2 protein-coding genes are annotated in these 13,060 nt (G+C 65.8%); both read right to left on the bottom strand.

Annotation, left to right across the window (positions count from 1 at the left end; all coding sequences use genetic code 11):
* Window positions 1-17: 17 nt before the first annotated feature.
* Window positions 18-4,958 (bottom strand): beta-ketoacyl synthase N-terminal-like domain-containing protein, encoded by a 4,941-nt coding sequence (locus ACP15I_RS01525; RefSeq protein WP_424973623.1) that lies wholly within the window; start codon window positions 4,956-4,958, stop codon window positions 18-20.
* The gene (locus ACP15I_RS01520; protein ID WP_424973622.1) at window positions 4,955-12,994 is read right to left on the bottom strand and encodes an SDR family NAD(P)-dependent oxidoreductase; all 8,040 of its coding nucleotides are present in this window, start codon (window positions 12,992-12,994) and stop codon (window positions 4,955-4,957) included. Before ACP15I_RS01520 ends, ACP15I_RS01525 begins: the two co-directional genes overlap by 4 nt.
* Between the last annotated feature and the right edge of the window lie 66 nt (window positions 12,995-13,060).

Below are 13,060 nucleotides of genomic sequence, written 5' to 3'. Positions count from 1 at the left end.
CTGCGCTTGTGCGGTCATCAGTCATGCGGTCTGAGCACAACGGCGGCGATGAGATCAGGGGCAATCTCGGCAAGTCCAGTCACCGCAATATTCAGGTTTAGAGACCGGTCGCGAACGACAGCCGGGCGGTCGCCCTGTGCATCGCTCTGGACCTCGAATCGATCAAGGGCTTGGGCGAGGCCAACCCCAAAGCTTTTCCCGACTGCTTCCTTTGCGCACCAGAGACGGGTGCTCATGCGCGCTTGCGCGGCGGGATCGGTTTGCGCCGCGATCATCGCGCGCTCGGATGCGGTGAAGGCGGTGTCGAGAAAGGCCGGCGTTCGGGGTGCGACCTGTTCCAGATCGACACCAACCCCGGCATAGCGCGCCGGATCCGCCGCCACCGCGATGGCCTGCGCGCCCTTATGGGCAATGGAAATCAGCGGCGCACGGCCCCAGGCCTCGGGGAAGGTCGGGTCAATCACCGGCCCATCATCCTCGCCCGGCACCACAAGAGGCAGATCCGCAGGCGCGATCGCCAGCCCGAGGCAGGCGCGCGCCGCATCCTTGGCCGCCGCCCGTCCGCGCAGCCATTCCCAGCGGCGCTTGTCCGTGGCCTGCGCCATGGTGGCAAACTCCGCCCGTTCCGGCGCAGAGAGGATCAACCCGGCCAGCACCTTGGCCCAGATCCCGCCCGAGCCATCCAACAGGTCATCGGAAATGTCATCGCAGGCCATGAGGGCCACGCCCTCTGGCAGAGCCGCGCCGCCGGGCAGCGCCATGGGGCGCGAAAGCGGGTTCTGCGCCGGGGCAAGGCGCGCCCGAAAGAAACGCTCCGGCAGCTCGAACCGCTTGTCCCACCACCCTTCGATCCGGCATTGCAGCCGATTGTCGGCCGTGACCACATCGATATAGGCGCGCATCTCGTCGCCCCCGACCAGCGCGATCTGCGCGCGGCAGCGGGCCCGCTCCCCCGGGGCGAGACGGGGTCGGAACACGTCCAGACGCTCCACCCGGAAGGGGAAAATGTGAAACGCCTCGGGCAGCATCTCGGCAGACCAGACGCCCACCAGCTGACCCACCGCGTCCAAGGTGATCGCGTCGGTTTCAAACCCGGGATTGGGGATCCCCGCATAAAGATCGTCATGGGGCAGCCCGACCAGCGTGCCCTCGACACCCTCGGAGCCGACCACATCCATGGTCTCCACGGCCCAGAGCCGGGGACCATGGAACATGATCCGCTCATAGACATCCGACTGGGACCAGATCACATCGCGCGGCGCGCCATAGCTCAGAGCCTCCGCCGGGGGCGCTGGCGCATAAGACGGCGCGAGACGCACATCCGCCTCGATCAGGATCGGACGCAGAGCCGGACCATCGGCGGCCCGGATCCGCACACGCACAAGGGTCTCTGCCCCCTCCTCGCGCAGCTCGGCCTGCGCCTCGACCACGAGGGGCGGCGTGTCCAGCGCGAACCAGCGTGATGCCCGAACCTCCGTCATCCCGACCACAGTAAGAGACGGGCGGAGCGCGGCAGCCGCCTCGGCCAAAGCCTCCATCGAGAAGGTCAGCGGCACGACCGGCAGGCCCGTCAGACCCGCATCCCGCTGGGACAGGCCCCGCCCGAAGCTGTGATCGTTCAGATAGGGCGCCGAGGCCGGGTCGATCTCGATCCGCGCGGTCAGGCTGCGCCCGTCCAACGCAGGTGTTACCGAGGCCAACATCGGGAACCGTTGCGGAGCCACCTCTGCTGAGACAGGGACCGCGGTCGCCGGGTCCGTGATCGGCGCCGGGATCCCACCGCCGAGATAGGCGGACATGATGTCCGTTTCCGAGGAGAGGAAGGTCTCAAGCGTATTGAAATAGGCGTCAACCACCGCAGCCGCCTCGGTCGGGGCCTGCGTAGCGGGCTGCATCGTGGGGGCACTGGCCGCGACAGGCGATGCACCGCGCGGGGTGGTTTCGGACACCCGCCCTTGCAGCGGCGCGGGCGCCTGCGGGGAATTGGCCACTCCGGACGGTTGCCCCGGCTTGCTCTTCTCTTCGGAGCCCGTGGCAACCGGACCGGGTTCCAATGTCGGAGCCGCGCCCCGAGAAGTGTCTTTCGGTGTCTGCGCCGCCCGCTTGGGGGGCGCGGCAACATCCATGGGTTGCACCCCCATTTTCAGGACCTGCGGACGGCTCGGACCGTCATAGGCCACCGCCCCCACCATGGGCGCGGCCAGCGCGCCAAGATCCATCGGCACGGCTTCGACCGAAAGCTGCGCAGCGAGATGATGCAACTGGTCCAGCCCCTTGACCGAGGGCGTATCCACGGCAACGGCCAGATGGTCCTGCCCGCGCAGAATGTCGTTCACAAAAGCAGAGAGGTTGTTGCGCGGCCCGCATTCCACAAAGATCCGCGCCCCATCCGCATACATCTTCCGGACCGTTTCGACAAAGCGCACCCGGCCCGACCACTGCTCCGCCGTCAGGGCCCGAATGGCCTGTGGATCATCCGGGAAGATCCCGGTGCTGAGGCAGGAATAAACCGGACGCTCGGGTGGCGCGATTTCCATTCCCTGAAGGAAAGACAGAAGACGCGCGCTGAACGGGGCAAAAGCCGGGCTGTGATAGGCACGGGCGAAAGGCAGCAGCTCTTCAAATCCCCCCAGGGCGGGCGCAAGGCTCAGGGCGTAGTCGCGCCCGGCCTCGGTGAACGCCGCCACCACCTTCTGATTGGGGCAGTTATCCATGGCCAGATAAACGTCCTCGCGCCCGGCCAGCTTGTCTTCGAGCGCGGCACCATCCACCGCCCCCAAGGCAACCAACGCGCCCTCGGCAATCAGTCCCTCGGACGACAGTGTCTCGTAGTGATCGTTGAGCGCGCGCATCTCCTGCTGCAGCTGGGCCATGTCGGAGCGGCGCGTGACCCCGCCCGCATAGAGCGCGGAATACTCGCCGGTGGAATGACCCACCAGCATATCGGCACTCAACCCGATTCCGTCATAAAGCGCGGCGACGGCCTGGTTCGCCGCAAAGATCGCCTCGGGCCCGATATCCATGCGCCAAAGCGCGCCGCCCTCTTCGGCGGTCTCGGGGGGCGGGAAAATCACCTGGCTCGGCAGAAGGTTCCGGCTGTGCCCGGCAAAGGCCCCATCCACCAGGTCGAACCAGTGCCGCATCTCGGGCCTGTGCAGCATAAGCTCGCGCAGCATGCCGATATGCTGGCTCCCCTCGCCCGGGAACATGAACGCCACCTTGCCCTCGGCCGCCAGAGGTTTGGCGTTGAGATAAGCCCCCTTGCGGTCCTTGAGCCGGTCCTTGCCCTTAGCGATCCGCGACAGGATCTTGTCGATCTTGGCCATGGCATCGGTCGCGTCCCGGGCCACGATCGCCGCCCGCCAGGGTCCGGTATCCGGCACGGCGTTCGCGGTGCGCGCCACCTCGGCCAGGTCCGGCTGCGCGCCGATGGCGGCACGGATCTCGCTCAGGCGCGTGGACAGGCTTTGCGCATCGGGGGCGGAGGCCACCAAAAGCTCGCTGCTGCGCGTCAGGTTCGGTTGGGGCTGTGGCGCCCCGGTATATTCCTCGAGCACCACATGGGCGTTGATCCCGCCAAAGCCGAACGCATTGACGCCCGCGCGGCGCGGGGTGTCCGCCCCGTGGATCCACGGGCGCGTCTCGGTATTGAGGTAGAACGGCGAGCCCTCGATGCCGAGTTTCGGATTGGCCTCGTCCAGAAGCGTCGGAGGCAAGGTCTTGTGATACAGCGCCATGGCGGACTTGATCAGCCCTGCCGAGCCGGACGCCGGGAGGCAATGCCCGATCATCGATTTGACCGAGCCGAGCGCGCAGGACGGCGCCTCGCCCTCGCGCGGGCCCATCAGTCCGGTCAAAGCCTCAACCTCGGTCGCGTCGCCGAGGGCTGTCGCTGTGCCATGCGCCTCGATCAGCCCCACGGTCTCGGGCGCGATCCCGGCATCCTCATAGGCCCGCTCCAGCGCGAGCGTCTCCCCCTCGATCCGCGGGGCCAGAATTCCAAGGCCCTTGCCGTCGCTGGCCACGCCAACCCCACGCACCAGCGCATAGATGCGATCGCCCGCAGCCTCCGCATCCGAGAGCCGCTTGATGCACATCAGGCCCACACCCTCAGCCAGCAGGGTGCCATCGGCATTGGCCGAGAACGGCCTGATCGCGCCCTTGCGCGAGAGCGCTTCGAGTTGGCAGAAAATCTGATAGATCGGCGCCGGGGTGGAGGCGTGCACGCCGCCGACGACCGCCATGTCGCAGCGCCCCGCCCGCAGATCGGCCACGCCGCGATCCATGGCGATCAGGGAGGACGCGCAGGCCGCATCCACGATGTAGTTCGCGCCCTTGAAGTCGAGCCGGTTGGATATCCGGCCCGTGACCAGGTTCGGGACGAGTGCCGGCGCCATCTCGGCATTGAAGGGCGGCAAGGAAGCCTTGAGCTGCGCTTTGACATCGGTCAGCTCGTCTTCGGATGTGTCCGGGTGCAGTTTCTTCAGGATTGATAGAAACCGGTCCACCATGATCCCGTGCTGCACAACGCTGGTGAACCCGCGATTGATATAGGTGCCCCGCCCGAGGATGACGGCGACCCTGTCGCCCGGCACGGGCCGGGTGTCGAACCCGGCGTCCTGAACGGCCTCGGCTGCCACCTGCAGGGCGAGAAACTGGTCCGGTTCGCCACCATCGATGGAGGTCGGCATCACGCCATGGCGCAAGGGGTCGAACACGGCCAAATCCCGCAGGAACCCACCACGATTGGTATAGATCCGATCGTTTGCCTTGCTATCCGGATCGAGAAACAGATCGCCACACCAGTCATCCGGCGCGTCTGCGACGGCGTCTACCTTGTCGGTAATATTACGCCAGAACGTAGAGGTATCGGGCGCCTCCGGGTAAATTGAGGCAATCCCGACAATCGCAATCGGTTCGTTCTCCGGCAGGCGCGATGGCCCACCACGTGATGTCATTCAGCGGCCTCTCTTGTACCACCCGCACCATAAGCCGCGGCATAGGATTCTGCATCGTCCTCCCAGGGGCCCCTTCCCCAGACAACTTCCGATGCAGCGTCATCGCCACGTGTGATCTCGAACTCGAGCGCACGCACCCCGAGATAGGGATCGATCGGCTCGATCTTCATCGCGTCGAACTGGGCCTTGATCTCGGGCGAGACCATCCCGCCACTGTCCCACGGCCCCCAGCTGATCGCGGTCACCCGCCCGGCCCATTGGGCGTCAAGCACCCGGGCCAGCTTTGAGACCGTCTCGTTCGCAGCCCCATAGTCACCTTGCCCCCGATTGCCGAAACGTCCAGCGACCGAGGTGAAGAACACGAGGAACTTCAGGCTATCCGGACGCAGCGCACGGCTGAGCGCAAAGGCGCTCTCGGTCTTGGTACGCGTCACGTTGTCGAAGCTGTCCACCGTCTTGTCGAGAACCAGTTTGTCCTCGATCACGCCGGCGCCATGGATCACGCCATCGATCCGACCGAACCGGTCATAGATCCCGGACACCATGGTCTCGAGCGCGTCCTGATCGCGCACATCGCAGGCCATGTACTCCGCCGTCGCGCCCGCCTCTTTGATGCTCGCCAAAGCCGCGCGGATATCCCGTGCCTTGAGCACGGCGTCGAAGGCCGCTTCGATGGCTGCTGGTGTTACCGCACCGCCAGATGCTTTGGTCTGGGCAATCAGCGCCGCCTTCAGGGCACGCGGATCGTTGATCCCCGCTGTCGCAGCCGGTTCATCCCCGCTGGGCGGCTGCGTCGACCCGGCCAGGATGAAATGCGGCTTGTACAACTCGGCCAGATGACGCGCGATCTTTGCAGTGATCCCCCGCGCGCCGCCAGTGACCAAGACAATTGCGCCCGGGTCGATCGTTTGCACGATTGCGGAGTCCGCACCCAGGGGTGCCGGTTCGGCGAACAACCCATGGCGCGCACCATCGAGCCAACCGATCTCAACCTCGGGTCCGGGGCGCCCGGCCTCGGCAATAATCTCTGCCGCCCGCATATCCACCGGCGCGGAAGGAGCGAAATCAACGGCGCGACAATGGGGTGTCGTCCATTCCTTGGCCACGGTCTTCAAAAGGCCCGGCGCACCGCCCGCGGACGGATCCGCCGGGACAGCGCCATCAAATCCGAAGGCACCACCCATGGCCGTGGCACATAGGACAATGCCGTCGTCACGAATACTCAATCCCTCGCCCAAGGCATTGAGAAGCGTATAGAATGCGCGTGTCGCGGTATCGACAGATGCGCGCCACTCGGCGCGCGACATGTCCATGAAGGCGGGAGTTTTCGCCAATGGCGCCAGATGCAAGAGCCCGGCCACGGCCCCGTCCATCTCGATCACTGCCGAGCGCAGAGCCGCATCATCCCCGAAATCCAGCGTGCTCGGCTTCAGGAGACGCACACTGCCCCCTTGGACCTCGATATGGCGGGCCACCGTGTCGGCGACGCCGGTTTCGTCATCTGTGATCACATAAGTGGCGCCACTCACCACCCAAGTCTTGGGCTGTGGCGCCGGGATGGGACGGGCCGCCATGATGAAGCGCGGCCGCCATGTATCGGGATCCACCGACGGGCGCGCGTCTGCCACCGCAGGGACCGGAGTCTCAGGCTGCCCGCCGGGCTGGAACTCTGCCACGACCGCCATGAATTGAGCGACGATGCCACGGACGGTGCGCTCGCGTGAAACGGGCCCCATCTTTTCCCGGGCAGCTTCGCCCGCATCGGGGAGGAGGTCGGCGCGCAAAGCTCCGAGAATTTCCACGCGCTTGATGGAATCCACGCCAAGATCCGCCTCGAGATTGAGATCCAGATCGAGCATTTCGGTCGGATAACCGGTGCGGTCCGAGATCAGATCCAGAAGAGCGGTCGTCACAGCCTCGGGCGATAAAACAGGCGCGGCGGCTTCGGCTGGACCAAGGTCGGGCGCAGTGGTCGCAGCCACGGGTGCAGGGCCAAACTCGGACGCCACATCCATGAATTTGGACACGATACCACGGACGGTCCGCTCGCGAGAAACTGGGCCCATCTTCTCGCGCGCAGCATCCCCGGCATCCGGGAGCAATTCTCCGCGCAAGGCACCAAGGATCTCAACACGTTTGATGGAATCAACGCCAAGATCCGCCTCGAGGTTGAGGTCCAGATCGAGCATCTCCGTCGGATAGCCAGTGCGATCCGCAATCAGATCGAGCAGGGCGGCCGTGACGGCATCCTCGGTCAGGGCAGGCCCCGCAGCCGGTGCGGCGAAAGACGCCTCAACCGGAACCGGCATGGGCGCGGATCCGGCAAACTCGGCCACCACATCCATGAATTTCGCCACGATGCCGCGGACGGTCCGCTCCCGCGAAACCGGGCCCATTCGTTCGCGGGCTGCGTCGCCCGCATCGGGCATCAGTTCGGTCCGCAGCGCGCCGAGGATCTCGACCCGTTTGATGGAATCGACCCCCAGATCTGCCTCGAGATTGAGATCCAGGTCGAGCATCTCGATCGGATATCCAGTGCGATCGGAAATGAGGGCCAGTAGCGCCTCGCGCGCCAGATCTTCGGTGATCGCAGTCCCGGGCTGCGGTACAGGCTCGGACGCAACCACGGGCATCGGCGGCGGCGCCACGGGCGCTGGTGTCGGTCCGGGGCTGGCGGGTTCCGGAACAGGCATAACAGCGGCTGCCTCAACAGGTGCCGCAACCGGGGTCAGCGCGGCAGCCGGTGCTACCGGAACCGGGTGCGGCATAGACGTGGGCACCGGCTTCGTGCCTTGCGCATCCATCCCACCGGAATTGAGCCAATGCATCATGATGGCCCGGTTATTGTCGAGAAACTGCGCCATCAGCTCCTGGTGGCGTCGCATTACCGTCTCACTCATGTCGTTTCTCGCTGAAGCAGGCACTTGAGGCGCGGGGACCGGGTTCCCGCCTTGTGTAGCAGATTCGGGCGGCGACGCCGTGAGGTGAACCGGCGCAGCCGCCGCGGGTGCCACCGCCGTTGGTGCAGATACGGGAGGCACCGGGGTCGCAGGAGCCGAGACCACCGTCTCGGGCGCCGGGTCCTCTTCGATCCGCGCGGCAAACCCGCGACGCGGTGGCTCACCATCGATGGGCCGCGCATTGGCGGCGTCAAGCTTCCAGAGCATCGCGCGCTGAGGATGCGGTGGGACCGAGAGGTTCCAGGTCTTTACATCGAGGCTACGGGTTTCGCGACCGGCCCAGAGCCCGGCAAGTCTTAGAGGCAGACCGGCCGTTGCGGCCCCGGCCAAAAGGCACAACAACTGCTGGATGCCCGAGCGACCCTTCATATCCGCGGTGAGCGCCAGATGGGGCTTTCCATCGAGAATACGGTTCGTGAGCCGTGACAGGACAGCCCCGGGTCCGATCTCGAAAAAGAGGCGTGCGCCCGCATCATGCATCGCTTCGACGCTGCCGGCGAAATTGACCGGATCCACCAGATGCTCGGTCAATTGCGCGCGCACCTCTTCCGGCGCGGTCGCATAGGGGGCCGCGGTGGCGTTGGCGAAAACCGCCGTCTCCGGCGCAGAAATCTGTGCCTCGGACAAAGCCGATGCGAGCAGGTCTCGCGCCGGGGCCACGCAATCGGAATGGAAGCCACAGGCCACGGGCAAGAGCTTGGCGCTCAGCCCCGCATCGCTCAGTCGCTGCTGCGCCGCATGCACGGCCTGGGTCGGGCCGGCAATCACGGTTTGATCCGGCGCATTCATGTTGGCCAGCGTGATCGCTGCGAGATCGCCCAGCGCGGCGCGCACGGCCTCGGGCCCCGCATTCACAGCGGCCATGGTCCCGAGATCGTCACCGCCCGCCTTGACGATGGCGTCACCGCGCGCGTGCGCGAGGCGCATCAGCGTGTCCGCGTCAAAGCTCTGCGCGGCGTGGAGCGCGGTGTACTCGCCGAAGCTGTGCCCGGCCATCTGAGTGGCTTCGAGACCAAAGCTGCGCACGAGCTTCAGCACCGCCTGGGACACGGCACCGATGGCAGGCTGGGCCACGAAGGTCTGTTTGAGCGCCTCGATCTGAGCGTCATGCTCCGCCGGGTCCAGTGTCGGACGCGGATAGATGTAGTCCGACAGCGGTTGCGCCAGCCGACCCTGCAGACTGCGCGTGGCAGCCTCGAGATCTTCGCGCATCTGCGGGAAGGTCATGGCCAGATCTGCGGCCATGCCGGGGTATTGCGACCCCTGCCCCGGGAAGAGGAAAGCAACCTCCTCCGTCTTCAGCGGAGCGTCCGCCGAGAAGAATGCGCCTTGGGGATCGATGGAACGCAGATCGGTCTGATCCTCGCGCAGCCCTTCCGCAGCACGCGAGATGCGCGCGCTGGCATCGTCGAGCGACGCGGCAACGATGGCGAAACGTGCCTTGGCGGTTGGGTCGAACACCGCTGCCAGACTGGCGGCCACATCCGCCGGCCGGATCTCGCGCGAGGCCTGGGCCAAAGCCGCAGAGGCGCGCTTGAGACTGTCCGCCAGATCGGTTTGCGATGCCGCCGAGAACAGGAACAGCTCATGCGACCAGTTCTTGCGGAACGGCTCCTGATGCTTGGGCAGGTAACCGCCCGTGTACTCCTCGAGAACCACGTGGAAATTCGTGCCCCCAAAGCCAAAGGCACTGACGCCCGCGCGCCGTGGCGTCGGAGCCGTGTTCAACCAGGGACGCGTCTCGGTCATCACGTAGAAGGGACTGTTGGGGAAGTCCGCAGACGGGTTGGGTTCCGTTACATTGAGGGTCGGTGGCAACACCCGGTGATGGAGAGCCATCGCCATCTTGATCATGCCCGCGCAGCCCGCCGCGGCCTTGGTATGGCCGATCATCGATTTGACCGAACCAACCCCGCAGAACTGGGTCTCGGGCCGCGACTCTGCGAATACCTTGGATAGGCTCTGGATTTCTGTGCGGTCCCCGACAACCGTCCCGGTGCCATGCGCCTCAACCGCGCCGACCGTTCCCGGGGAGACCCCGGCATGGTCATAGGCCCGGCGCAGCGCCTCCTGCTGGCCCTCGGCGCGTGGCGCGGTCAGAGACAGGTCCTTGCCGTCAGACGACCCCGCAACCCCGCGCATGACCGCGTAAATCCGGTCTCCGGAGGCCTCGGCCTCCTCCAGACGGCGCAGCACCATCATGGCGAGCCCTTCGGAGATCGCGATCCCATCGGCGCTGGCGTCGAAAGTGCGGCACTTGCCGCGCGGGGACAGGGCCCGCGTCTTGGAAAAGGCCACGAAATCAAACGGGTTCTGGAAGCTGTCGACGCCGCCGACAATCACCATGTCCGAAGTTTCATTCTCGAGCTCGCGCGAGGCCATCATAACCGCGGCCAAGGATGAGCCACAGGCGGCATCGACCGTGAAATTCACACCGCCCAGATCAAACCTATTGGCCACCCGGCCCGCGATGACGTTCAGCAGGATCCCGGGGAAGCTGTCCTCGGTCCAGTTGGGCAGACGTGCGTCGGCGGTTTCGGTCATGTGACCGTTGATCGCCGGCATGGAGGACCGCACCGCATAGCGTTGACCCAAGGGCCCGGCCCCACCGCCGACCCCGATAATCACCGATGTCTTGCGCCGCAGCTCGGGGTCGTCAATCACCCCATCCTTGTACCCGGCATTCTCCAGCGCCTGGCGCACCGTTTCCAACGCGAGCAGCTGCAAGGGTTCGATGCTCGGCATGGTTTTCGGCGGAATGCCGTACTTGACCGGGTTGAAGTCGATCTCGTCGATGAACCCACCCCATTTGGAGTAGATCTTGTCCGGCGCATCGCGGTCTTCGTCGAAGTACCGCCGCCAGTCCCAGCGGCGCTCGGGCACCTCTTCGATGGCGTCGACCGCGTCCAGAATATTCTCCCAATAGCTGGCGAAATCCCGCGCTTTCGGCAGAATCGTCCCGACGCCTGTGATCGCGATCCGCGCGCCAGGTCCTTCGGGCATGGGACGCACATCCGGCTCGGGCTCGGCCGGCATCGCCTGCGCCAAGACATCAGCCGCGCCTTCGCAAATCCCCGCGTGAAGCTCAGCAATGCTCATCGGGTCGGAATGCAGGCTGGCCGCCTGCCCGATCATGTAGACGCCGAGTTGCTCCTGCGTTGCCGGATCGACCGACATGAATTTCTCGGCACCGTCGACCTTTCCGAAGTCCGGGTTGCGGTCGATCCCCTTGGAGGCGATCCGCGAGCGCCCGACATTGAATTTCTCCAGCCTGTCCTTGATCTCATCCGGATCGACGCTGGCCGCCCGCAGGCGCGCCTTTTCGGAAAAGAACTCATCGACGATCGGGCTTTTGACCACCCGGGTCGCATGGCCGGGCGCGGATTCCAGCAACATCGTCTTGGCAGAGGTCAGAGCAAGCTCCTGGTACTTCTCCAGCACCGCTCCGGTCTCGACGGCCTCATGGGTCAGGATGTAGCCGGTCCCGACGACAACGCCGATCTTGGCCCCGCGCGCCGCGAGCCCCGCCGCGAGCGCGGACACCATGGCGCCGGATTGTGCATCATGCACCCCCCCGGCAAAGAGCAGCTCGCAATCGATCTCGGCACCATCGGGATAGGCCGCCTCGATCGCGTCAATCGCCTGCTGCCAGAGCACGGCGCTGGACCGCGGCCCCACATGCCCGCCGCATTCGCGCCCCTCGAAGATGAAGCGACGCGCGCCGCTTTCGAGGAACAAGGCCAGAAGCCCCGGCGACGGGACGTGGAGATAGGTGGGAATGCCCTCGGCCTCGAGCGCCAGCGCCTGATCCGGACGCCCCCCGGCAATCAGGGCGAAGTCCGGTTTGTGCTGGGTGATGACCGCCGTCTGCTCGGCCCGCAGCGCATCGTCGACAAAGCCGAGGATCCCGACCCCGAGGGGCTTGTCACCGATCTGAGCCTTGGTCTCGGCCAGAAGCGACGCGCATTCTGCCTCGCGCATCAGGGCGAAGGCCAGAAAGGGCAAAGCGCCCCCTTCGGCCACGGCCACCGCGAAGCCGGACACATCGCTGACCCGGGTCATGGGCCCCTGGATGATCGGGTATTGCGTGCCGGTCGTTGCCGTCAGCCCACTGCCGGGGGCCAGCGGCGCCAGGGTTTTGGCCTGTGCCACCAGGTCGACAGCAGCGGCGGCGATCCCATCAAGCGCAGATTTCAGCGTGCCGAAACGCGCCTTCAAGCCTTGGGCGAAGGCTGCATCCTGCCCGACCAGCCAAAGGGCATCCTCAGCGGGCTTCGAGAGGATCGCTGCGCGCACAGCCGCGCGAAAAGCTTGCGGGTCACTATTGGGGATGTCGAGCGCATCGAGTTTCCGCGCGGCCGCGTGATCGGCGCGCCAGAACACACGGTGACCGGCCCCGAAATCCTGACCGAGACAGTTTGTTTCGCTGCCATCCATGCGGAGCACGCTGCGCATCAGCGGCTCCAGAGCCTGCGCCTCCTCAAACCCGAGCAAGGGCCAGTCGAGCACCACCCCGGCAGCCCCCGCAACCTTCAGCGCCGCCGCCGTATTGGTGGCCACACCGCCCAGGGCATAGACCGGAAAAGTGGTTTGCTTGGTCAGACGCTGCACCAGAAGGAAGGTCGTATCATCGCCAACCCGTCCGCCTGCCTCATGCCCTTTCGCAACAAGGCCATCAATTGCGACCGCCTCAAGCGCGGGCAACAGATGATCGTCGAGCACCTCGACAAGACAGCGCGCGTCAGGCGCAACCTCGCGCAGCGCGGCAACCGACTGCGCCAGGGTGTCGCCACCTTCCGGCACGATCACAAACAGTGTCGCCCCGGCGAGCGCGTCACCGTGCCGCGCCATAAGGGCCGAGATATCGGCTTCCGAAGCTTTCACCCCCCAGAGGCCCCGCGCCTTTTCCGAGAGCAACTGCACCGCGCGCCCGGTCTCCACCGAGGCCGGATCCGCGTATTCCAGATCGAGAAGTCCCCCATGCCCGGATCGGCTGGCCGAAATCGCGATCGCAGGATTGATCACGTTCGGCACGGAAGATGCCAACACCAGAAAGTCACTCGAATACAGTGGCATAGGTTGCGCTCCCAAAAGCACTTTTTCAAACCGGCGCCCGAAGGCAGCACGCATAGAGGGGCGATG

This window comes from Dinoroseobacter sp. S124A (assembly GCF_049801015.1).
Classification (GTDB): domain Bacteria; phylum Pseudomonadota; class Alphaproteobacteria; order Rhodobacterales; family Rhodobacteraceae; genus Dinoroseobacter.
The sequence above is the reverse complement of the archived record's forward strand: the minus strand, read 5'-3'. Positions and strand labels throughout refer to the sequence as shown.